General features: G+C 34.0%; 20 protein-coding genes. 15 read left to right on the forward strand and 5 right to left on the reverse strand.

Annotated elements, in window-relative coordinates; all coding sequences use genetic code 11:
- Positions 1-250 precede the first annotated feature (250 nt).
- From AOB57_RS12955 to pap, 10 genes are all read left to right on the forward strand, one after another.
- Positions 251-421, forward strand: coding sequence for an IS1/IS1595 family N-terminal zinc-binding domain-containing protein (locus AOB57_RS12955; RefSeq protein ID WP_167829627.1), 171 nt, complete (start codon positions 251-253; stop codon positions 419-421).
- A 235-nt stretch (positions 422-656) separates the two neighbouring features.
- Positions 657-1322: a hypothetical protein gene (locus AOB57_RS12960; RefSeq protein WP_054299053.1), complete on the forward strand. Its 666-nt coding sequence runs from the start codon at positions 657-659 to the stop codon at positions 1320-1322.
- Complete coding sequence (locus AOB57_RS12965) at positions 1309-1959, forward strand: HNH endonuclease (RefSeq protein WP_054299052.1); 651 nt, start codon at positions 1309-1311, stop codon at positions 1957-1959. Before AOB57_RS12960 ends, AOB57_RS12965 begins: the two co-directional genes overlap by 14 nt.
- 6 nt (positions 1960-1965) lie before the next feature.
- Positions 1966-5040, forward strand: coding sequence for a DNA polymerase type-B family protein (locus tag AOB57_RS12970; RefSeq protein ID WP_054299051.1), 3075 nt, complete (start codon positions 1966-1968; stop codon positions 5038-5040).
- Positions 5034-5282, forward strand: coding sequence for a hypothetical protein (locus AOB57_RS12975; RefSeq protein WP_054299050.1), 249 nt, complete (start codon positions 5034-5036; stop codon positions 5280-5282). The genes AOB57_RS12970 and AOB57_RS12975 overlap by 7 nt, the downstream gene beginning before the upstream one ends.
- Before the next feature lie 62 nt (positions 5283-5344).
- Positions 5345-6343, forward strand: a complete 999-nt coding sequence (cas1, locus tag AOB57_RS12980) for a CRISPR-associated endonuclease Cas1 (RefSeq protein WP_082384241.1) — start codon at positions 5345-5347, stop codon at positions 6341-6343.
- Positions 6344-6665: 322 nt separating this feature from the next.
- Positions 6666-8429, forward strand: a complete 1764-nt coding sequence (locus AOB57_RS12985; protein WP_054299048.1) for a hypothetical protein — start codon at positions 6666-6668, stop codon at positions 8427-8429.
- 132 nt (positions 8430-8561) lie between these two features.
- Positions 8562-9557, forward strand: coding sequence for a hypothetical protein (locus tag AOB57_RS12990; RefSeq protein WP_054299047.1), 996 nt, complete (start codon positions 8562-8564; stop codon positions 9555-9557).
- 442 nt (positions 9558-9999) lie between these two features.
- Positions 10000-10464 carry a hypothetical protein gene (locus tag AOB57_RS12995; RefSeq protein WP_054299046.1) on the forward strand — a complete coding sequence of 155 codons (465 nt, stop codon included), beginning with the start codon at positions 10000-10002 and terminating at the stop codon, positions 10462-10464.
- 2469 nt (positions 10465-12933) lie between these two features.
- Positions 12934-14445: a polyphosphate:AMP phosphotransferase gene (gene pap, locus AOB57_RS13000; protein ID WP_054297707.1), complete on the forward strand. Its 1512-nt coding sequence runs from the start codon at positions 12934-12936 to the stop codon at positions 14443-14445.
- Between the two features lie 17 nt (positions 14446-14462).
- On the opposite strand, the gene AOB57_RS13005 is transcribed toward pap, so the two are convergent.
- On the reverse strand, positions 14463-14936 hold the full coding sequence (locus tag AOB57_RS13005; RefSeq protein WP_054297708.1) for a response regulator: 474 nt from the start codon (positions 14934-14936) through the stop codon (positions 14463-14465).
- Between the two features lie 141 nt (positions 14937-15077).
- Between AOB57_RS13005 and AOB57_RS13010 the strand changes: the two genes are divergently transcribed.
- Together AOB57_RS13010 and AOB57_RS13015 are read left to right on the forward strand one after the other, a co-directional pair.
- On the forward strand, positions 15078-15233 hold the full coding sequence (locus AOB57_RS13010) for a hypothetical protein (protein WP_167829628.1): 156 nt from the start codon (positions 15078-15080) through the stop codon (positions 15231-15233).
- Positions 15234-15686: 453 nt separating this feature from the next.
- A complete protein-coding gene (locus AOB57_RS13015) occupies positions 15687-16412 on the forward strand; it encodes a hypothetical protein (protein ID WP_054297709.1) in 726 nt (241 codons plus the stop codon).
- 362 nt (positions 16413-16774) lie between these two features.
- On the opposite strand, the gene AOB57_RS13020 is transcribed toward AOB57_RS13015, so the two are convergent.
- The 3 genes from AOB57_RS13020 to AOB57_RS13030 form a co-directional block, all read right to left on the reverse strand.
- On the reverse strand, positions 16775-17194 hold the full coding sequence (locus AOB57_RS13020; RefSeq protein ID WP_394339696.1) for a response regulator: 420 nt from the start codon (positions 17192-17194) through the stop codon (positions 16775-16777).
- Positions 17195-17207: 13 nt separating this feature from the next.
- Positions 17208-19805 (reverse strand): histidine kinase dimerization/phosphoacceptor domain -containing protein, encoded by a 2598-nt coding sequence (locus tag AOB57_RS13025; protein ID WP_054297710.1) that lies wholly within the window; start codon positions 19803-19805, stop codon positions 17208-17210.
- Positions 19806-19879: 74 nt separating this feature from the next.
- Positions 19880-20665 carry a helix-turn-helix transcriptional regulator gene (locus AOB57_RS13030; RefSeq protein WP_054297711.1) on the reverse strand — a complete coding sequence of 262 codons (786 nt, stop codon included), beginning with the start codon at positions 20663-20665 and terminating at the stop codon, positions 19880-19882.
- Positions 20666-20734: 69 nt separating this feature from the next.
- Here AOB57_RS13030 and AOB57_RS13035 point away from each other — a divergent pair, with 69 nt between their 5' ends.
- Positions 20735-20998 carry a hypothetical protein gene (locus AOB57_RS13035; protein ID WP_167829629.1) on the forward strand — a complete coding sequence of 88 codons (264 nt, stop codon included), beginning with the start codon at positions 20735-20737 and terminating at the stop codon, positions 20996-20998.
- A 562-nt stretch (positions 20999-21560) separates the two neighbouring features.
- Here the strand turns inward: AOB57_RS13035 and AOB57_RS13040 are convergent.
- The gene (locus AOB57_RS13040) at positions 21561-21908 is read right to left on the reverse strand and encodes a DUF2769 domain-containing protein (protein ID WP_082384039.1); all 348 of its coding nucleotides are present in this window, start codon (positions 21906-21908) and stop codon (positions 21561-21563) included.
- 139 nt (positions 21909-22047) lie between these two features.
- Here AOB57_RS13040 and AOB57_RS13045 point away from each other — a divergent pair, with 139 nt between their 5' ends.
- Complete coding sequence (locus tag AOB57_RS13045; protein WP_054297713.1) at positions 22048-22935, forward strand: PAS domain-containing protein; 888 nt, start codon at positions 22048-22050, stop codon at positions 22933-22935.
- Between the two features lie 959 nt (positions 22936-23894).
- Positions 23895-24701 (forward strand): helix-turn-helix transcriptional regulator, encoded by an 807-nt coding sequence (locus tag AOB57_RS13050; RefSeq protein WP_054297714.1) that lies wholly within the window; start codon positions 23895-23897, stop codon positions 24699-24701.
- The last annotated feature ends 9 nt before the right edge of the window (positions 24702-24710 follow it).

A 24710-nucleotide genomic window follows, 5' to 3' on the forward strand; every position in this document is an offset into this window, starting at 1 on the left:
AACTTGCGCTTAAATTATTTTCAAGTTAACAAATTTAAGTATGTAGGCATATGTAGTTTTCGCAAATTTTCTTAATAATTTATAATATATTCTCACATCAAAAAATCTGAATTTATATGAAATGTTTAAAATTTGCATTAATGATTAGAAATCTAACTAATAATCGAATACTTTCACCCCGCTTCTAAGAGCTTTATATTCTCTGCGGGAATAGTAGGAGTAATGAAAGAAAGTATAGGAGATTGATAGAATGGTATTAAAAATATGTTTTACAGTGAAACCAAAAAGCTGTAAATTTTGTGGATCAAGCGATCTTGTGAAGAGAGGGTATGATATTACAATACATGGGAAGAAACAAAAGTTTGCATGTAAGGAATGTGGAAAAATTTTCTATGGTTTAAACCCTCAGGGAGTGGAATAAAATGGATAAAGTTCTTATCAGAGTATTTGTAGCATGGATTCTTTTTGTTGTGTTATTTTTTGTGACAAATATAATTTGAAAAAAGTAGTCTGACTTAATTTTTCGTTGATTGAAAAATTGGCTAGCGGAAGCTTTGGTTAAATTTCAGAAAGGAGGAAAAGAAAATGGAAGAAACAAAAGTTAAAATCAGATATTATAAACAAATATCCCCAGTTATCGGTAGGGGCTGTTAATAATGCCCAGACCAATTTTTTCAGCCCAATTTAGAACATATGGGGAATGGCTAAAAGCAGGCGATAGGACTTCAAAGTATGCTCAGGAAATTATCAGAAAACACAAAGTTTTTCCAGATAGGAATTTAAAATTTTTAAATTCCTTAAAAATTTCTGATATTGATTTAAGTCTTAAACCAGTTTCAGCACTAACAGAAAAGGAATTTACAGAAAGAGGTGAAAGCCTTAAGGTGTTAAAAATAATGAGAAACGAGGGCTTAACCCTTTCAAAAAGTATTGAAAAGGCTAAAGAGTATGGCTATAACCCCTCGGAAAAGAGTGTAAGAAAAAGTTTAGGAAATGTTCTCTATAAAACCGGAAAAGGATGGAAAGCCAGAAAAACAGATCGAATTGAGGTTAGAATGAACATTTATTCTAACGGTACAGAAGAAACAATAACATTAACAAACAGTAAAGATAGGACTTTAATTGGAAAATATTTTAATGACGTTAAGAAACTTTTGCATGGTCAACTAGACGAAAAAGCGTTTAAAAAACTCTATAGAAGGAAAGTAATCGTTGACGCAAAAGGAAATAAATGGAGTCTGGAAACAAGTAGAAAAGACATAGAGATAATTGAAACAGCTAATCCAAACGATGTCTACAGGGTTATATATGGCACAAGATAAAAAATGTGAACTCTGCGGAGAAACCGATAGCAGAATAATAGAATTGTATCGTATCTTTAGTAAAAACTCTCCACCTGCAATAAGGTTACTCTGCAAAAATTGTCTTTATATAACTAATCATGGACAGGACAACATTCCACGTAAAACAATAGTTGAAATCTCTGCCCCTAACAGCTTGGAAAAACTCATATTATTTATGATGGGTGGGTTTTCTCAGGTCATTGGAGAAATTGCAGAGGCATTTGGTAACATATTGCTTGAAATGACTAAGCAACAGGAGCTAAACATAGTTCCCGAAGGGATAAACCTTGCTAAGGAACCTTATAATGTATCTCAATATACTGAAGAAGATAAAAAATGCGTCCTCTGCGGAGTAAATGACAATAGATTATTAGAAAAGCATCACACTGATGGTAAAAATTTTTCACCTAATACAGTATTACTTTGCAAAAACTGTCACTATAAAATTACTTATGAACAAAACAAAATTACACCTAAAAGAAGATCGAAAAATGCAACGATTAACGATTTAGTAAATTTTATGTTAATAAGTGAAGGAGTTCTATTTAACGAGATGGGAAGAGTACTAAAGGATACTGGAGAAGAATTTAACAAAATTAGTAAACAAGGGGAATGATGAGGCATGGAAGACAAAACAGCTTACTGTAGGGGATATATAGAAACTAAAAGAAAAAATGAGGGTAATAAAGGAAAACCATTTATCCCAAATAAGAAAACTAAACCCCGTCATTCCAGAGTTTTAACTTTTGATACTGAAACAACTAGCGACACTTTCCAGAATTTAAAAGTAGGATATTTCGAAATTCACGAAAAAGGCATTTTGCAGGAAAGCGGATTCTTTTATAATCCTATGCCTGAGAACAATTTGGATGTAAATACCCGCTTTACCATTCCGCAAAATACCCTTTCACAAAATCCATTATCTTATGAAGAAGTTCAGATACTTAAAGAGTATGCAAAAAAGGAAAATATTCCCTTATACACCACAAAACAGTTTATAGAAAATATATTCTTTTATGAAGTATATGAAAAAGAAACCCTATGCAATGGGTTTAATCTTCCTTTTGACGTTTCCCGAATAGCCAGAAAAGCGGGAAATACTGTAAAGGGAAACCCCACAAAAGGAGATATTTTATTATTATTCCCCCATATCCCAAACTCTCTAAATATAAAAATTGGTAGAATGGGTTTAGCGGAGACTATTTCCTTTGTAAATCCTGAAACCGAAAAAGGAGAAGAAGCCCCTAGACTGAAAACTAAAGGTTACTTTTTAGACTCATCTCATTTATATAGCGTGCTCTTTGGGTCTGGCACTCAGCACTTTTCACTAAAGCAGGTATGTAAGAACCTAAAAACAGAACATCAAAAAGAAGAAGTCGAAGAACATGGAACGATAACTAATGAATATCTCCATTATCTTCAGTGGGATGTAAAAGCAACATATGATGTTTATTGCATACTGGAAGAAACATTCAATAAATATGGTTTAACTAAAAAGGAAATTACTAAAATTTATAGTGCAGCTTCAATAGGAAAAGCAGCTTTAAAACACTTAGGAATAAAGCCCTTTTTAGATTTAAATCCTGAATACCCTTCCATTAACTTAGGTAGAATAATGGAAACTTATTTCGGTGGAAGGGTAGAATGTAAACTAAGGCATGAAATTAAACCAGTGGAAGTCTTAGATTTTACATCTATGTATCCCTCTACTATCGTTTTACTTGGATTATGGGAATACATGATATCAGAAGGATATAAAGAAATAAAAGCAACAGAAGAAATTAAAAAATTTGTAGATTCAATAACTTTAGAAGATATGGTTAATCCTGAGACATGGAAGCAATTAGTAGGTATTGTTAAGGTAAGACCAGATAAGGATATTTTACCCCTTAGAGCGGGTTATAATGAAAATGGGGAAAAAACAGTAGGTCTTCAATACTTGACCTCAAACCATGAAATGTGGTTTGCATTGCCTGATATTGTTTCTAGTAAACTCCTTACTGGCAAAACTCCCGAAATAATAGAGGCTTATAAATACGAAGCAGGAAGACCACAAAAAACCCTGAAATCTCAGAAAATTCTAGGGTATCAGATAAACCCGAAAAAAGATAACCTGATTAAATTCTTCGTTGAGGAAAGACAGAAAATTAAAAACGAAATGGAGAAGCTGGAAAACGAAGGAAAGCAGACTTCTCCAGAGTATTCAGAAAAAGATGGTCTACAGTTAGCGTTAAAAATCTTATCTAATGCTCTCGGTTATGGAATATTCATAGAATTAATAACTCAAAAGACAGAAAAAACTTTAGTAGTATGTAGGGGGGATAAAAAATTTTCTTCTATTGGCAGATCAGAGGAAGAAGGAGTATATTTTAACCCCCTGATAGGAAGCACAATAACAGCAGCTTCAAGACTTATGCTAGCAATAGCGGAGACCAAAGTGAAAGAATTGGGGAATTCTCACTATTACATGGATACGGATAGCATTTTTGTCCCGCCGGAAATAGTGGAAGAGGTTTCAGATTTCTTTAATCCATTAAATCCTTATGAGAACGTTTCTCAACTTCTAAAAGTTGAGGATAAATTCAAAAGGGTAAAAGATGAAAAAACCGGAGAGAAAACACCTGTTCAGTATTTCTTTGGTATTTCATCTAAAAGGTATGTAGTGTTTGCACTTGATGAAAAAAACATCCCTGATATATCAAGAATGGAAGGGAAACTTCACGGAATGGGACATATAACAAACATATTCAAAGAAGAGATTACGGAAGAGGATAAGCATTGGCATCCCCTGTTATGGAAAGATCTTATTCTTTATCATATGGGGAAACTTGACCATGAGGATATTGTCTTAAAATATGGTAACAAATTTGAAATTGCTAAAGTAGCCATCAGAACACCTACTACACATAACAGATTTAAAACATTTAATGAAGGAAAAGAATGGGAAAAACAAATAAAGCCGTTTAATTTCTTCAATCAAGGAAACAGGAAGGATAAAGATGTTTTTCCTATTGCACCAATGAGGAAAAACCCTCAAGAGATGGTAAAGTATCCGTTTATTGATTACATAAGCGGAGAAATAAAAGAAGGTAAAGAATACTTTAAACCAATGGATAAAACCTTCTTTGATTATTACAGGCACCCTGAAATAAAATTCGAAGGAAAAAGAGGGTTGCTTAAGCGTAGAGATATCTTTATAACAGATATTAAAACGATAGGAAAAGAGATACCTTCAGTAGATGAGACAGGAATAGAAGCAGAGGAAGAAGAAGATATACAGGTATTTGAAGAGAAAGAGAATCTGTTATATATTATAGAAAAAGAGTGCGAGAAAGCAGATAGAGAGGGAAAAACAAGAAAAGGGGATATTGCAAGGATTAAGAACCAAATAGAGATTTATAAAGAATATAATCCCAACGAGGAAGAATTGGCGGAATATACAGTAAGATGCTTAAGAACTTTGAAAAGGACAGGCAAAGACGTAAAAAGAAAACCTATCTTACTAACTGACGAAAAGAGAGAAAAAGTATTGAATATGCCGGAAAAAGAGGGAAAAGAAAAAGGAATTCCTGAAAAAACTTTGCAGAAAATAAAAGCAAAAATCAGAGAAGGAAAAGCCCTTAATGGTAATCTAGAAAGTACAAAGAAAATAATGGAATACATAGACAGCCAGAAAGGGGAGATAAAAATATGTTGAACATGAATAAAAAGCCTGAACAGGAAGAAATAATCTTAATTCCCTTCTTTTTATTTCAAAGATGGTTTTATGAATTAACTTCTGAAGATTTAAAAAGATTTGATGTTAGTTTAGTTGAATATTTAAAAGTAAGAAAACTAATTTCTACTGGGAGAATTACAAGAGTAAACGACAAAACAGTTTTCAAGTTTTTAAAAATATGTGAAAACGATCTTAAAGAAAGGGAAATTCTTAAAATATAAATCTCTGTTTCCTTTTATTTTTCCTGATACCTTTTTTATTTCTATACTTCCTTTTATTATGTATGGGGAATCCGCTTATTTTGAATGGTTACGGCATTAAAATTACTGTTGATAATGGAAGACTTGTTATTAAAAATGGAAACAGAAGTTCAGAAGAGAAACCAGAAAGTTATTATTTACAGCCCAATCAGAAGAAGATAACATCTATCTTAATTTATGGTCAAACTGGTTATATTTCCCTTGAAGCTTTTAAATGGATAAGTTTACAGAATATCCAGCTTAATATTTTTAATTGGGATGGAAGTTTATTATCTTCAGTCAATCAGGAAAAAGAGAATAATGGAAAAAGGAAAATTGCACAATACGAAACCTATCTTGATGAAGATAAAAGATTAGGTATTGCAAAAAATTTGATTAAAGCAAAAATAACTAATTCTATTAAGATTTTAGATTCTTTACCGTTTCCAGTTATTGAAACTCATCTTATCGTTCCATATCTTAACGAAGTAGATAACGCAAAAGATATACCGGAATTGATGGGGTATGAAGCTACCGCCGCAAAAATCTATTGGAAGGAATTTATGAAAGCTATTCCTGAAAAATGGGGGTTTGTAGAAAGATCAGGAAGAGAATCTTCTGATTATACAAATACGATGTTAAATTATGGGTATGCCTTACTGGAAGCTGAATGTTTAAGAATCATTAATACTGTAGGGCTTGATCCATGTATCGGCTTTTTGCATGAAATGAGAAACGAAAAGCGGAGCTTAGCATATGACCTACAGGAGATTTTTAGAGGAGAAATAGACGTAGTAGTCTATAAACTACTTTCGAAGGGCTATAGAGTTCCTAAAACAGACTTTTTGAGAATGAATAATTATTCCCTTAGATTAAGAGAGGGAGGGACAGATAAGCTAAGTAAGGCTTATGAAACCCGAATGAGTGAGAGAATAGAGTATGAAGGGAAACTCATTCCGAGAAGGAAAGTAATAGAAAGGAAAGGGTTTGAGTTAGCGGAATATGTAGAGGGAAGAAGAGAGAATATTAATTTTTTGTATTAAAAAAGTGTAAAATATGTATGTTTTTACATTTAAATTGTAAATTTAGTAAATTTACAGTAAATTGTGTAAACCGTTATTGGACGAACGTGTAAATATTTACAATAAAAAAGTAAAACAGTATCGGTTGAATTTTACAGGTAATGACACAAGGGAAAATGTAAAAAGTATTTAAGAATATTATTCCATGTTTTTATCTCTTTATATGTCTGTATTTGAAGAGAGCTTAAGCTTAGGAAAAATTGGCTTTGAGAATTTAAGTTTACTAGGCATTTATTGATTCAATTAGAAATGAATTAATATTCCCTAGTGAATTACTATTTAAATGAGTTCAAAGAGACACATTAGTAAGTTCTTAGAATTTAATAGGATATTTTTACCAAAAAATTACGAATCAATTACTAAGAACACACTTAATATACTATTATATATTTTTTTCATTATATGTTTTACGATTTTAGCTCAAATATATAAAATAGGACTTCTTATAAATGAAGAATTCTATATTTTGTCCATTATAATAAAGATATCTGTTTATATATTTGAATTTATAATATTCATAAAAATTTTATCTTTAAGAACTAATTGGGATGCATATTTTTTAAAATGCTTACAGGTTTTATCTTGGAAACAAACGTTAGAACAACGCTGGTATTTTGCGATATCAGTCACTTATTATAGCATCTTCGGTGTAAATACAATAATTTCTGATATTTTACAAATATTCAGTAGCCGCTATGATGTCCAGCTTTTGTTTACTCCTCAATATGGATACTTCATATCGGCTTATATAATGTTTATGCTTCTATTCTTTTTTGAAATGTTTTTTTTGTTTATAATTTTGTTTGAGGGAACTATTTCTTTATTATTTAAAAGAATAAAAAGAGCTAACAGTAGTCTTGAGAAATCAACGAAGAGTCAATTGAAATCTACAAATCTAATCTCATTTGATTACACAGATTCAAAATTATTCTTATTCGAATTTTTAATTATTTCTATTGTCTTTGCAATGATTGTGTCAGATCAAGTGAATTATTATTTTTTAGACCCATCTTTGTTTAACTATAAGCTTTTTTTAATAAGTTATTCGATTGTTTTACTCTTGTTTAGTTACATTACAATTTCTATAAACAAAATCGTATTTAATCGTTTGAATGTAAAATATTGCATGGATTTTAAAAACAATAAACAAGATATCCTTTGTTTATTTATTGGTAATTTTATTTTTGTTAATGCAATTTATTTTGCAAAGTATCTTAAAATAGCCTTAGTATATTATCCAATAGATACCAATAATTTCAATATAATCAATATGATGTCGGAATTAATGATGCAAGCTGGAGGAATTCCATATCAAGATCCAATTAATTTGAAATTGTTAGCTCTTATAGATTATTTCATAATTTCTATTATTTCTGCGATAGTATCATATCTTTTATATATATACCTAAATTCAACGCCCTGCTTTTTAGAACTTAAGCAAGCTGTACTAAACCGCTTTAAAAAAAGATATAGTTCTAAAGTTTCTGAAAACCCCCAATCGAAAATAATTAAAAAATCATTCTTAAAGCAGCTAAGACATCAGTTTAGAAATCCGAAAAAAGTAAAGAGCTTCAACTATTTCTTTTATATTTGTGCGTTTGGAGTTCCTTCTGTTGTCTCTGTGATCGATCTGTACTTATTAATAAATGACTCTACTTTTGGTACTAATTTTTATAGTGACCATGTGTTTAGATATCAATATGTCTTTGCTGCTTATACTGCTTTTGTCCTTTTCTTGGGTTATATTTTTACAGAAATTCGAAAAATATATAATAGTTCTTTAAGTTCTGCTTTAGACAAGAGCATGCTCAATGAATATCTAAAATTTTTTTCGATAACATTCTCTATAGCTATTTCATGTAGAATTACAATTTTTTTAAGTTGGGTTTACAGTTTATCTGAAAAATATGATGGCATTGTTGCCCCTGAAAAAATTCAAACATTTCAACTTCTTTTTTTATTTTTGGGAACAGAATATGTCTTATCAGATATATGGCCAAAGGTTGAAGATATGTTAAACAAAGTAATAGAACGAGAGAAAACATAATATTCCAGCTGTGTGAGGAATCATTCTCTATAAAGTTAACGAAAGTTATTATAAATTTCTGAGATGAGTAATAACGCAACAAAATCAAAAAGAATATTTACATTATTTTCTTAATTAACCGCGTGAGAAAAATTGGAAATTGTCACTAAAGAACCATTACAGATTCTATCGCAGCTTTTGATTCCTATTATTGTTGTTATTGTAACAGGTTTTATACAAGTAATTTTCAAAACTTATTTAAGTCTACGTGAAAAAAACAAGTACATCAAATTATTGAAAGTTAATTTTCCTTCTGTAGAAAAATATCTAGACACAGTAAAAATTTACAAAATTATTACTGTATATTGCTCATCATACGTGTACTTTATTGTTGGCATTTTAGCAGGCTTTTTGATTGAGCTAATTTTAGTACAAGTAATTGCAAAAATATTTGACTATATTCTTGATATAAACTATATTGGAAATTTGTTAGATTTAAGTTCAGACGTGGTCATATTAAATGTTGTTGCGTTTTTTCACTCATGTTCTAACATGGGAATACTTATCGTTTTATTAATTTTTATTTCGTGGTGTAGATATCTTGGATCAAAGAAACTTTTTATTCCTAAAATTGGTGAAGATGGCGAAGTAAAATCGTCTTTTGTATATGTATCGTTTTGGGTCTTTATTGGTGTTGTTCTTGGATTGTATATAGCTATGTTTCTTTATTTTACCGCGACTCTCTATAATCTCTCAATAATTGACAATAATCTTTCATTTAATAGAGAACGATTTGATCTTGTATATAAGCATTTAATGTATTTAGGAGTTCACGTAATTGCATATATAATGGGGTTTTCTATAAGCCTTGCTTTAATAGTCGTATCATATTTTTTTGCTAAATGGTTTAATGAGAGCGTCATTAGGTCAATAACAAATTTTTATAAGCATGACCTCCCTTATGTTAAAATAAAAACCGAAACTGGAGAAATTAAAGGTCAATTTAGAGGCATTTTAGATAAATATTTAGTCACTTTAAGTGAAAATAATATATTAAAAATAGTACAATGGGATAAAATAGAAACGATGGAAATCAGCCCTAAAAATAAAAAAGAAAATTATATTTTTAATGAGGGTTTTAAAAAATAATAGATTTTATTTATTATTTTTAAGAAAGCATTATAATTGTATAAATCTAAATTAAGAAATATAAAAGTATTGAAGATATTGCTCGAGAATATCTTCATCGAAACAATCTAATAAAAAGACAGGATTTAGATTGATTAAAAAGCTAGTTACTTTAAAAAACTTATGTAACTCTTTTTGATTACATAGCTCTAGATTGTGGTTTTCGCTATTTTGGTGTTATCCACTTGAAAATTTGTGTTAGGGCAGGTAAAGTGTTACTAATAAAATAAAAAGTATGTTTTTATTTATTTTAATCTTATATTACCCCTCAAAAATGAAGAGTATCTATACCCGATTAGTATTAATAGGTTTATAACCCTTATAAAGAAAGAGAGTAAAAATAAGAAAAAAGCCTGAAAACTGATAGCTTCAATCCTCTTAATCTCATCCAGGAGCGCATAAAATGGAGTACAGCTATGACCTTACAGGAAACTATCTATGCATTGGAGAAAACCGAATACCTGCTTACAGCCTGGAAGAAAATGAGATCGGTAATTGCACCAGTTGCGATTCCATACTTATGAGCCTCAGCTACCACGCAGCAGGTGAAAAAACCGTAATTGTAACAAAATGCACTTCTTGTGGGACTTTTTATGCAAATGTCTATGATTCCGCATGGAACTGGATAGATGAGGTGCAAGTATCCCTGCTTCCAATCCCTATTCCTATAAGTAACCAGATCGTTGACGACTGGGAAGGGCTTGAGGCAATTTCTATGAAAAAGCTTGAAGCCGTCTTTTCCAGAGGAGAAATCGAAGCCCTTTTTGCCAGGGCAAATGAAGAAACCCCTGTCCGTCAATACCTGTACAGAGCCCGCAAAAAATATAAACTTTTCGAAGAAATCTTTGATATTGAACTCGCATTTTAATTTAGTTACAACTTTTTCCATATTTTAAAATTTTTACGATCCCTTAGATATTTTAATTCAGGATTTATTATTGTGTAATATTATAATATTACATGTGAATAAAATATTATTTGTAAAAATAAATAATATCTATTTAATATAATTAAAATATTTATAATTGAATTTATTAGTAATCATTAATAAATTTAGTTTTATTAAATAATAATTATTTAAAAAGTATATTTATTATTTTACAATAATATATAATTCATAATATACAATATATTTATTAGTCAACCTTATGCATTCTTCTTACATTTTCCGGAATATGAATATAAATTGTCCTTAGTAATAATATGAATTAACCATTTAACTTTTAACTCCTTACCAGATTAAATTTCTTAAGCTTCAGAACTATGTGTTTATGGTGGTTTCAAAGTTAGTTTGTCTATACTATTCAGACTAAAAAATATTATATAAATATATTAGCATAAAATCCGGAGTTAAATAATTTTTCAAGTTTATTATATAATTTAAGTGAATAAGACTGAGATATTCAAGAAAAAAGTAGGGAAAATAGAAAAGAAAGCGGAAAAATAGATCCCCCTCTAATCAAATTTTGATGAGAATGTTTTTTCTAACAGGTTGCTGTCTATTAGATTTTCTATTTTTAAAAAAAATCTACTCAAAACTTTGATTTGAGTGAGCAAAACTCCTGAATTGTAATAATTAATATTATATTATATAACCCTAATGCATATTAAAGATAACTTATCCTCTCACTTTTTTAGACCTCCTTTTTAGACCTTCTTTTTTCATTTATCAAAATCAGTTCACAACTAAAAAGTGCATTAAACGCTATCATTCCTATATAATATATGTATCGATTATATGATACCTACAAAATGATATTTAGACCCCAATTTTGTGAAGTCGTTCATTCCATAGACTATAGGAATTTACATGTTTCTGCCGATAACTGGGGGCCTTAATGCAAAAAGAAATAAAAGAAAAGTAACCGAGAAAGTAAGCGTAGCTATTCATATATACTTTAAGAATAGATTTAATTGTTTATTTCTGATGCATAGATCTAGTAATCTTCAGATATGTTCTAGTAAGTATATTAATCTTAATAATTTACTATTTATCTTATTAGTTGTCTAAATTCTACCTATACGTTTTTATCAAACTTTGAGCTAAGTAGTCTATCCGATTCACTTGAAAAAGAATATTATAAATATAGACATATTTTAATAGACTGTATAAGAAAATTAGATAAATATATAAAAAATTTAATTATTAATTTTACAGATTGAACTAAATCATCTTATCAGTATACATAACTCAATCCAAAAACATAAAAATAATATACTATGCAAAATATGCATTAGTTTTATTGCAAATAAAAAAGACAGTGAGAGTGATAATAAAATATAATAATTAGATAATACACAATAAAGGAGGAATTTATAAAGCAAAACTTCTATTTAATACATATATTAATTAGTAATAATATATGTATTATAATATATGTTAGAAAATCTGAGTTTAGAAATGCTTAACAAATAGATAGTTAATTACATTAATTTATATATATTTAATTGAGTGATTAGCAAATTATTCCTTTGAACATATATCATGATATATATATATATATATATATATATATTGTGATATATCATTACAATAATAACTATTTTTATAGCGGTTTATAAGAATAATTGTGCAATTATTTTCAACACATCAAATAAAAGTATATATTAAATAATATATCTTAACTATTAAGATACTGTAACCATAATAAATTAATTATGAAATTTTAAATTAGTTTTTCTGAGATATTTTTAATCAATTAGATATTTGTAGAGTAAATAAGCTGGTAAGAGGTATTTATTCAAGCTTAATTTATTCAGCTTAAAATAATTTATTACATTTATTACACATCCTATATAAAAATGTATAATATACATACTGTATAATATATGTACTTAAAAATATAGTATTGATTAAAACCCTATATAATTATAGTTGGGGCATAAATATCAGTGTATATTTATAAAATATTCTTTCTGCTGTGTTGTATAGGCTCTCTGGAACAAAAATTCCTTGAAACGATTACTTGATTTAAAAAGTGAGAATATGTTATTTTTTCATGCGTTTTTCTAAATAGAGCCGCATTGTATGAAAACAAAATAATAAATTATATATTAATTAGTAAAAATGAGTCTTCGTTTAATTGAAATAAAAACAAATAGTAAAGTTTAAAAGTAAAGTTTAAAAGTAAAGATTCTCAATCGAGGCTTTTGAACTTAATATTGCATGCACTTAACAGTTGCCAAGGCACAAAATCAAAAAAACTAAAGTAGCTTATCAGACGCATATACAGTATATCATTATTTTTAAGATAAAATTATACCAGCCATACACTTCAAATTAATGTTCTATTAATAATGGGATAGTCTCTGTTTTAAAATTCAAGGGGGGCTCCATATGCTTGAGAAAATCGATCTTTCAAAGGCAATAACAAATGCTGAGTACAAAAAAAGCAAAAAATTGCTTAAACCCAAGCTCGGAGAACTGCAGCGGAAAGCCTGGGACTTAAAAATACCGGTTATTCTCGTTTTCGAAGGCTGGCATGTTCCCGGTATGGGAGAGGATGTCAACCGTTTTATTCTTTCACTGGATCCCAGAGGGTACAGCTTCAATACCATGACCAGGCCCTGCTATGAAGAGCTTCTCAAACCCTTCATTGTACGTTTCTGGTCCAGGATTCCTGCAAAAGGAAAAATTGCAATTTTTGACAGAAGTTGGTACAGCAGGGCAGTGATAGAATGCCTGGGAAAAGAAAAAACCGGACAGGAAATGAAAAAATACTTGGAAAAAATAAATTATTTTGAGCGGCAGCTTGCCGATGATGGGTATCTTATCATAAAACTTTTCCTTCATATAAGTGAAAAAGAGCATAAAGAGCGTTTTAAAGAACTTAAAAAAGTTAATATTCCACTCATATTTGAGGAATATGAAAAAGAACTTAGCCAGGATCTTGATCTTATCCATAATTATAATGAGTACCTCCCTTTTGTAGAGAATATGCTGGAGAAGACCGATATGCCTTATGCTCCGTGGACAGTCGTGGAAGCTAATGATAGGAACTTCGCAACTCTTAAAATTATGATGACTGTTATTCATGCGATGGAAGCTTCCATTAAACAGGCAACCCGAACTCCAGCCGTACAGACCCTTAAATACCTGGATCTGGAGACCAGGAGAGTTCCTCAACTTAACGATTTAATACTTGAGAAAGTTGACCTTTCCAGAAGAATGGATGCAGATGAGTACAGGACATCAAAAAAGTTTTACCAGCAAAAGCTTGCAACTCTCCAGTACGAACTATTCAGGAAAAAGCGTCCAGTGGTTGTGGTCTTTGAAGGTTGGGATGCAGCAGGCAAAGGAGGAGATATCCACCGCCTTGTAGAAAATCTCAATCCCAGGCTTTACAGAGTAGTCCCAGTGGGCTCGCCCAATGACATCGAAAAAGCTCATCATTACCTATGGCGTTTCTGTGAAGCTATCCCTAGAGCTGGACATATAACAATTTTCGACCGGAGCTGGTACGGCCGCGTCCTGGTAGAAAGAGTCGAAGGCTTCTGCAGAGAGGAAGAATGGAAAAGAGCTTACAGAGAGATTAACGAATTTGAGGAAATTCTGACACAGGCTGGAACGATTGTGCTCAAGTTCTGGCTTCACATTGATAAGGAAACCCAGCTTGAACGTTTCAACAGCCGGCAGGTTGATCCAAAAAAAAAGTGGAAAATCACAGCCGAGGATTGGCGAAACCGGGGCAGATGGGACGATTATAAGATTGCAGCCAACGAGATGCTCCAGAAAACAAGCACAACAAATTCCCGGTGGATTATTGTAGAATCAAACGATAAACGATATTCCAGAATCAAAGTTCTGAAAACCGCTGTTGAAATCATAGAAAAAGAGCTGAAAAGGTAACACCGAATTCTTAAAGTTTACTTTGGCCCTTTATAGCTGGAAAGGAAACTTGAGGGAGTACTGAGCTCTCCTGAATCTTCCAGAAACTTCTCCGGACTTCTTTTAACATTCTTCTTCTCCAGTCTATACTGCATAAGAACAGAATCAATACCATTTTTCAGATCCTTTTCGTCAAATGGCTTCATAATATACCCGGATCCGGTATTCCAGATTTTTTCGAGAATTTTACGGTCGGAACAGGCTGTAAGGTAAACGACCGGAATGCCAGAGCGTTTTTTTATTTCCTTCGAAGCTTCTATACCGTCAAGGTCACCTTTAAGCATAATATCCATAAGCACAAGGTCAGGTCTGGTGCTTTCAGCTTTACTAATGGCTTCCTCTCCTGAAGAAGCCACACCTGTAACCGTATATCCCAGGTTTCTCAGCATTGCCCTTAGTCCCATTGCAACAATGTGTTCATCCTCAACAACCAGAATTTTTCCTTCTACCATTACTCTTACACCTTATCTCAACTTCCGAGAGCCGGTTTTATCAGGTTTCCTGACCATCTCAGGCTTAAACCATGTTACTGTCAATCTTTTTCTATACCTGCAGACGCCCCTATATAAATCAAGGTATATAACCCGCACCATATGGCATATACCGAAGGAAAGGAAATCTATGCTGCCTCTATCCCAGACAAAAGTGAAGGGGTTTTTCAAGGGCTAAAAGATATTTTTATCCATTTAAAAATTTTAATCGCACTGTCGGGAAAAAATGAATTCAATAAATGGCTCAAAATATTCTGAAAACCCGGATTAAATCAATAGTTATGAGTGCTCTTCATTTTTGAGGGGTTTTCTACAGTTATAAGAATAAAATATACTTTCTTTATGACTCATGCTACCTAGTTGATTTTAATATAAATATCTAAACGGTAACGTAGAAGATAGGAAATCACAATCAGATAGATGTAATAAAAATATATTATAACTTTTCAGTGTAATCGGCTTTTTAATCCGTCTAAAATCTTTTCATTAATGTTTAACGAAGATATTCAGACCAACACTTTTGATATGGCATTTTTAGCATTAAGCATACTTCTTTTACAATTTGAAATACTATTTATGAATATATAATATTATTTAACTATATAAGTTTCGGAATAATAAATATTTTTTAACAAAAAGATTATCTTATTCTGAGATGTATTTAGATTAATTTGAGAAAAAGAGTTAATAATTGGGAACTGGCATGATACTTTGGAAAAAGATTTCACATATATAAAATTTCCAGAAGGCACAAACAAAGTATATCTTGATGATTTTTGTTATGAACTGGATAGAAATACTGATAGTTTGACAATAAGTTTTGAAGGTTATTTTTCCAGCTTTCCTGAAAGACTAGCTCCTTGTACGATCTACATATTTGGCTTAGGAGGGGTTAGCATTTTAAAAATGGTAGCAATGCTTAAATCCATTTTACTGCTCTTCCTATTAATTTTAGAAATTATATTAGGAAGAAATAGCTCGCTTTCGTCAACCCTACTATTCTTTATGAGCTTGGCATTCGGTATCATCTCTTCATACATCTCTGAAATCAAGAATTACTACAACATTTCAAAGTGTGATAAGTGTGGCAGAGATTTTGCTTTCAAAGAAATTAAAGAGCCTCTTATCAAAATGGTAAGTACTTATGATAAATTCGAAAAAACAATAACAAGATACATGAAGTGTATATATTGCAATAATGAAGAAATCAAGACAGAAATCGAATACGAGCTTTCCAAATCCAAATCAAAAAAGATTAGCAAAAATAGAAGAAATTGTAAAGAATGTGGAAAAAAGCTTGCTTTAGCAGAATACAGGCACCCTGATGTGAATATGGAATATAGGACTGTTAGAACTATCAAACACTATAAATGTATAAGTTGTGGATACATGGAAATTAGCATAAAGTACAATTACATCCCTAATTCAGCTGATTAAAAATCAGTGCATAAATTATTTAGTACGCATACTAGAATAATATTCCTCGATTTTCATTTCTTTCTCACACAAAGAAGCCCCTAAACGAAGTCTGAAAAAAGATCAAAAGAGAAATTTATAAAAAGGCACAGGAATAAAAGGCGCCGGAATAACAGAAAAAGTTCCCGCGCCTCTAAAGAAGAAGTAGACCTGGCTACGGAGAATATCAGGATTTCTTAAAAATCTCACAGGAATAAATATTCTATCGAATCTCTCCCTGGATTATTCTATTTTTCCTCCTGCTTAGATATTCCAAGCTTTCTTCTTGCTGGTTTATTCTGATTTTCTTTTTATCTGAATTGTTCGGGTTATTTTTCCCTGATTCATTCAGATTTTTCTTTTTCTTTCCTGTACCTGTGCAGAGCTACTTCGAGGCTGCTGTGCAGGTCTTTCTCGTCAAAGGGTTTTATGATATAACCAAAAGGCTCGGTTTTCTTAGCCCGCTCAAGAATATTATTATCGGAATAAGCAGTCAGGTAGACAACAGGAACATTAAACCTTTCCCTGATTTCCTTTGCAGCATCCACGCCGTCCATGTCGCCTTTTAACATGATATCCATAAGTACGACATCAGGGAAAGTGCTCTCTGCCTTGCTTATGGCATCCTTTCCAGACGAAGCTACGCCTGTAACCGTATATCCCAGGCTCTTTAACATTTTCTTTATACCCATTGCGACGATATGCTCGTCCTCAACAACGAGAATTCTACCTTCTGCCATTTTTCTTCCTTCTGCCATTTTCATTTATTTCAGGGCTTCATCTTCTGGAAAAACTAATTTTGAACCCGGTTCCCATGCTTCTGTCAAGTTCGATTTCCCCATCAATCTGATCCACGAGTGTTGTTACCAGTTGAAGTCCCAGGGAAGTCGTGTCCCTAAAGTCAAGTTCCTCAGGAAAGCCCCTACCATTATCTCTTACTATAAGAGTTAACCTTTCTTCTTTGCTCCCTTTTGTACCTTTAAGATCATTAATCTCGTTATTAGGGCAACTGGATTCTCTATCTCCTGAGTTCCCAGGGTCTTCTTTCTGCCAGGAGAGACATTCTTCTTTACTTTTGCGTAGCTCAATATAAATCTCTCCTTCTTTTTTCCCAGCAAAAGCATGTTTGAGGGAGTTTGAGACCAGCTCATTGACAATTATCCCGAGAGGAACCGCCGTATCCATGCCCAGAAAAACCTTTTCAATATCCAGTTTCAAGCTTACTTTCCCGCTGTCAAGGGAATAGGACTGGAAAAGATAATCTGCAAGATTCTTAATATAATCTGCAAGGTCTACGCTTACCATATCTTCGGATTGGTAAAGTTTTTCGTGAACAAGCGCCATTGACTTGACCCTGTGCTGGCTGTCTCTGAAGGCTTCAATTACATCTTTATCCGTAAAGTTTCCGGATTCAAGGTACAGGAGCGTTGAGATAACCTGTAAATTATTCTTGATGCGGTGATGGATTTCTTTTTTACGGATCTCCTCCATCTTGAGAAGGGCATCCTCAGCTTTCTTATGCTCGGTTATATCAAGGATAACACCCTGAAGATGGATTTCTCCGTCCTCGCTGCGCTGGACAAACGTCCTTTCGTCAACCCAGCGGACCTCACCTGATTTTGTGAGAACCCGGTATTCCGAGGTGTAGTCCGTACAGCCGGTCTCAACACGCATTTTAACCTCGGCACTCATTTTCTCAATATCCTCGGGATGCACAATATCACCATAACGAAGCCTTTTCGAGGTGAAGTCCTCCACGTCATAACCCAGCCTGGTAATGTTTTCCGAGACAAATTCCGCAGGCCACATGGGTTCATACTTCCACAGAAACACAATTACAGGACTTGTATTTATTACTTTTTCCATTTCTTCCTTAAGCTGGTTAGAACGCTCAAGTTCTTTTGCATAATCCAGAAGAGCTTTTTCTGCCTCTATACGCTGAGTAGTAGCCAGATCAAGAGCCTGACGCGTCTTTTCGATTCCATCCGTAAGTAGCTTGAAATCGCCCTGCCCATGCACAAGAATCTGCCGCTTAAAATCATTCTGCTGAAAGGCTGTAAAGACTGCATTTGAGTCGTCAATTATCTGGTTCAAGGTTTCGGAGAATTTATCAAGTGTGTTTCCGAGTTCTCTGAACTCTCCCTGTACATCGGCGTTTACCCTCTCTTTTAACTCTCCTCTTGCGAGCGCATTGGTCACCCGTATAGTCTCCCTGACAGGAACAATTACAGCCTTAAGGATCTCGTTAAGGCCTGTAGGGATTTCCCTAAAATCAATTTCCACATCTGTATCCGCCCTGACATCAAGCCTTCCTTTAACGGCATCCTGGGCAATACTCTTGAAATCCTGAACGATTTTATCTATCGGCCTTGTGATGGAGAGGGCGATCATATATGCAAGGCCTGCCATAAACAAGATAGAGATTGCAGAAATGACAAGTAGCCTGTTCCGAAGATCAACAATGCCTGCAAGCATTTCCTCTTTCGGAATTACAAGCACGAAGGCGAGATTCCCGGTTTTCACAGGTTCATAAAACATTACAACATTTTTACCTGTGGTAGGGTCTATAATCTCGATATATCCCCCTGTTCCGTTTTTTATTTCACCTGCGGCTCTGTCTATTTCTTCTAAATTAAAATCGTAGAGACTCTTTTTCCCAATCCAATCCTTGCGTACAGGATGGGAGAGCAAAACGCCGGTATTACTTACCATGAAGGCATATCCCGTGTCAAAAGCTCGGACCTCGCTCACTTCCTCATCTACATATTCCAGAGGGACATCTATTCCTCCTATCCCGACAAATTTTCCATCCTTGAAAATCGGGGATACATGGCTTACCATAAAAACTCCTTCATAAAAGTACGGCTCGGTCAGGATATATTCTCCTTTTGCTTTGGGCAGCTGGTAGTAATCCGATGAACTGTAATGCACAAGTGGCTCGACAATGACGCTGCCTTCTATATTATTGCAGTAAGGAACAAACATACCTGTTGCGTCATGCCCTGGGGCATTAACGTATTCCTCATCCTTGCCGTCAAAAGCGTTTGGCTCATATCCCACATAAACACCAGTGAGATTCGGGTTTTTTTCAAGGATGTTCTCAAGAATGCTGATTACCTCACTCCTGTTAGAAGCTTCGTAATTCTCCATAGTAAGGGCAAGCGTCTTTACAACTGCGCTGTTAGCTTTCATATCTGCATCAAACTGGTTTGCATAATTGCTTGCCATTTCAATTGATTTCTGGTAAGCCAGCTTTTCTTCTTGGGAAGTGACCGTACTTATAATTACAGCCGTAGAGACCGCAAGCACAAGAAAAACCCCTACAACGATATAAATAACCAGCTTTGATTTCAGGGGGAAGTTTTTAAATTTCATAGCTTAAACTCCAGCCAGATATAAATGGAAGCGGGAGAATTGTCTCTGTTTTGCCTGCAGAAACCAGGCAACCTTCAGATTTCGATCACTTCTCGAGACAATTGTTTATAATGCGTGAAAAGTTCCTTACCCCAGCGAAGGGCGCTGGCATCGAAACTCATTACTTTCCTGTGATCGTATTTCCCCTGCCTGTTGAAAAGGCAGAGATACATAAACCTTTCAGTAACAGCAATCGTCGGAAGCTGCAGACTTTCCTCGTAGACCATAAAAACTGTATTTTCGGAGTTGAGCAGGGCTTCAAGTTCATCCGCGCAATCATTTTTGAGCCTCTCGAATACAGGTCTTGTAAGCACGACTTCCATTTCAGCCCCATTTTTTGCGAGCCTGGAATAAAGTGAAGGATAGAGAGGATGATAGTAGGAGAGCGAGCTCATGATGCATCTTGATTTTATGAGATTTTCGGTAAACTCCCTGGGAAGGTCGAACAGATGGTTCAGGTCGGGTTCTATCACCATGCATTCTCCAAGCTCTCCAAGCCGCATAAACTGTTCATTGGGTATGACACTCGTATCCCGGCTTGCCCAGTAATCTTTATTCTCCTCGATGACCTCAAGTGTGTTCAGAAGAGGAAGCATGTTTCCCACAATAAGTTTCCCGATCTCCGAGAGCATATAAGTATCCTCTTTCTGGAAGATCAGACCCTGTTTTTTAAGGATTTTAATCTGAGGCATCATTGCCTTTGAGGTTACATTGAGAGAAGTTTTTATTTGCTCAATGTCCCTTGGTCCTTCCATCAGCAGAAGGAGGAGATTTTTCCTTTTTTCAGAAAGCCAGATAGTATCGCATAAAGATGAACTCATTGCTATTCTATATTTATTGGAAGCACTTTTATTAAAAGATTATGTTAGACAAGAAAATATATTTAGAGAATGTTTGAAATCCTGATTTTGAGAAGAGCTCCAGATTTGATTTTGTCCCCATTGGAAATTTTAATAGCATTAAAAAATCTCTTTGCTTTAGAACCTGCATATGCCTCTTTCCTTTTCCTGAAACTTTTGCAACAACTAGGTAGATCGGGCTATATATTATCAAAGCTATATACAAATCACTTGCCACCTGACAGAAACAAGTCCAACATAAGAAAATTGCCTAAAGAGATAATTAACACTCCAGAAAGGGCAAACAAAGCTTAAAAAAAATGGCACTAAAAAACGACTAAAAAATGGCAAAAAATTAAGTTGGTCACTGAAAACTGGTTAAAATGGCAATAAAAACGAGTTAAAGTGACCACTTAAACAACTAAAAACGGTAGCAAAAAAATAAATAATTGCATAAAAAACGAGATAAAATGGCGCACTAAAAACAGTTAAAAACCAAAAATTTTAAAGACACAAAAGACTCTGCATCATTTAAAAAATTGCAGAATACTTGCGAGTTATGGGCTGTATACTGGAGTTCGGCTTTAACTCGAAAGATCTCTGAAAAGCTAAAGAAGAAAATTTCAGGCTTAATAAGCGGGAATTTTCTCTGCTCAGAACCCCTGCAAATGCATTAAAAATGTACCTGAAAGCCGTGGCAAGTGGGAATGTCATAGCTTTCAGGTGCCTCCGAAACCGGATGTATTTTACAAGACAAAAAACATTTTTAATCTTATGGACTTTTATTCCTTTTTTCCTTTTTTGTTTTGAATTTTCTGGTCATTGTATTACACAAAATCTTGCTTCTCACTGCGCTCCGAGACTTTTGTGCTGTTTTTTAGAGAAGATTCAGGCTTTCTTCAGAAGCCTCAGGTTTTTCGGATTGGATACAGAAGTACTTTCCCTCGAGCCGGAATTTCCTGAAAAGTTCGCAGGTTTCACAGAGACAGCCCAGTTTTTTATCCTGTCCTGGGCATTTGCCTCTCGAGCAAAACATTCCTGCGCCGCCAGAATAGGAAGGACAGCTTTTGCAGATGCAGGCTTTAAGGTGATGGTACGAGCCGCAGATCCCGAAATATCTCCCGTATTCTTCCCTGGCCTGCTGTATAATGTCGAGTGTTCCCTTTCCTGATTTTCCACTTTTTCCGACATTCTCTTTATTTTCTGCTGTAAGCTTGGAATCCATGATATTTCTCCCGTGAACAAAAAGCTATAATTTATAAGATGTCAAAATATATTATATATTACTTGAGGATTTGAGAAGTGCATTTTGCCTGAGACGGTTAAAGGATTTTGGATCCGAAGGGTTTGTGGAGGTAATAGCTATGGGATTCAATCAACTAGCTGAAAGCGACGAACTGATTCTTGATGAAGCACTTGAAAGGCAGCGAATTCTGGAAACTGTAATTAATAACAGTCCTATTATGGCCTTTCTCTGGACCCCGGACGAGGACTGGCCTGCAAAATATGTTTCCGAAAACGTAACCCAGCTTGGGTACAGCGCAGAAGATTTCCTGACTGGCAGGATAATGTATGCAGATATTGTCCATTCCGAGGATATAGACCGGGTTAGAAAGGAACTTACACGATGTTGCGAAACTGGGCAGGAGAGTTTTGTACAGCGGTACAGGGTTCTTACAGGGAAGGGAAAAGTCCGGTGGGTAGAAGAAAAAACCTTTATTCATCGTGATGAAAACGGGAATGTAAAAAGTTTCCAGGGAATAGTCAGAGATATTACTCAGGAAATAAAAAATGAGAAAGCGCTGAGGGACGCGCTTGAAAGCCAGAAAGCCCTGATGGAAAAGCAAAAGGTCCTGCTTGAACGGCAAAAAGCCCTTGAAACCGTAATTAACAACAGTCCTACGGTAGTATTTCTCTGGAAAGCTGAAAAATACTGGCCTACCGTATATGTATCCGAAAATGTCAGGCAATTTGGGTATGCCCCCGAGGACTTCATTTCCGGAAGAGTCCTTTATGGGAAAATTATTCATCCCGAAGACCTGCTTCTTGTGGAACTCGAACTTGAGGAGAACTGCGAAGAAGGGGGAAAGGAATTCAATCGCCAGTACCGGATCCTTACGCAGAGCTCTGAAGTCCGCTGGGTTGACGAAAAAACTTTTATTCAGCGCAATGAGGAAGGGGAAATTACTCATTTCCAGGGCATTATAGAGGACATAACCCAACAGGTTAAAAGATCTGATGCCCGCGGGTAGGGTTAAACAAGCTCAATTGTTTCCTGAATATACTTTATTCATCCGTCAAGGTTGAGAATATTAAAGTACTATGCTTCAACCTTTATACCTTCTGCTAGCTTTATTACTTCCTTAACAAATAATTATTTATGTTTGAGAGGATTTAGAAGTACTTGCAAATTTTATTATAACTGTTGGATCTGCAATTCTATGAAATGCCTTGAGTGTGAAGTCGGAAGCAAAGAATGCTGGGTAATAAGAAAAGATATGTAAATGGTATGAAAAATTATATAAAAGAATGAATTGTTCCCCACAAAACTGAAAAGGATTACATCCCGAAAAAGGTTCGCTTATAAGGAGTTTGAAAGAACAGGCGGACCTTTTTTGGGAAAAATGTTATTTAACAGGCGTTAAGAAGCGGACTTATGCACACTGAACCAAAAAAAAGTAAAAATTCAGGTTCTTGAGAACAGAAAGCATTGCAACCTTCAGTAAAATTATTATTTTTATCAGATTGCTGGCATACTCTTTTTATTGCTCATTTTCATGAGAGTAATCTGGAAAAAACTGTATATTTATGATATAAACCTGTAATACCAGTAGAGTTCTTTATAAAAATATCACAGAAAGCAGTCCATGTAAATTAGTTAAATATTAAGGTATTGGCAGGTAGATAATCCATTAAACGAAATATGCATTTTGAAATTGAATTTCTAAATTGAATTTTCTGGGAAAAAAGGTGCTTAAAAAGAAAAAAAATTCACAAAAATGCACAATGTTCACGAAATGGAGAGAAAAATATATTAACTATTAATTTTCAAGTTTTTATAAATACAAGGGTCATACTCAGTTTCTGGTATGAATCTTCCTTTATTGCTAAGCTTTCCTAGATTTCTAGAAGTTCTAGATTTCTAGAACTTCTAGATTTCTAGAACTCCTATATATTACAAGCCTGCAGGCAGCAGGTCAAGGTGCATAATATGGAGAATACTCTACTCGACCTGATCCTTCTATCTGAGAAAAGAAAGAATGTGTTGCTTCTTCTGCTTGAGGGACCAAAGGATATTGAAACAATAAAAAAAGCCCTCAGTGCCAGTGCAACCGCAGTCCAGCCGCAGGTAAAAAAGCTCAAAGAACAGCACCTGGTAGTTCAGGAAAAAAACCTCTACAGGTTAAGCGAGATAGGCAGAGTTGTAGCTGAAAAGATGAAGCCGCTTGTAGATACGCTTGCCGTTCTCGAAGAAAATGTAGATTACTGGGCAGACCGGGAAATGAACGAGATTCCAGACTTTCTCCTTCGAAGAATTTACGAGCTTGGGCACTGCACCATAATTGAACCTCAGATAGACCACATGTTTGAGATGATCCCGGAATATGTCAAAAATGTTCGGCTGGCAAAAAAGCTTGATGCTGTACTTCCTTACTTCCATCCTCTTTTTCCTTCTTTTTACATGGAAATTGCCGAGAAAGGAATACCAATATCACTTGTTTTACCCAAATCCGTCCTGAAAAGGTGGGTTGAGGATTATAGGGAACAGACCGAGCAATATCTTAAAAAAGAAAATGCAAAACTTTTTACCTGTACAGATTGTGAGAGGATTCCTGCGATCACAGCAACTGATAGCTTTATGGCAATGGCACTTTTCCCGAAAAGTACGGTATTTGACAGGAAGTATGTGATTTGCTTTGAGCCAGGATCTCTGGTGTGGGGAAAAGAACTCTACAACTATTACGAACAGCGCTCTGAACAGATTAATAACATAGACAATTACACTGAGACCCCCTAACAGAACAGG

It is taken from the genome of Methanosarcina flavescens (genome assembly GCF_001304615.2).
Lineage (GTDB): Archaea > Halobacteriota > Methanosarcinia > Methanosarcinales > Methanosarcinaceae > Methanosarcina > Methanosarcina flavescens.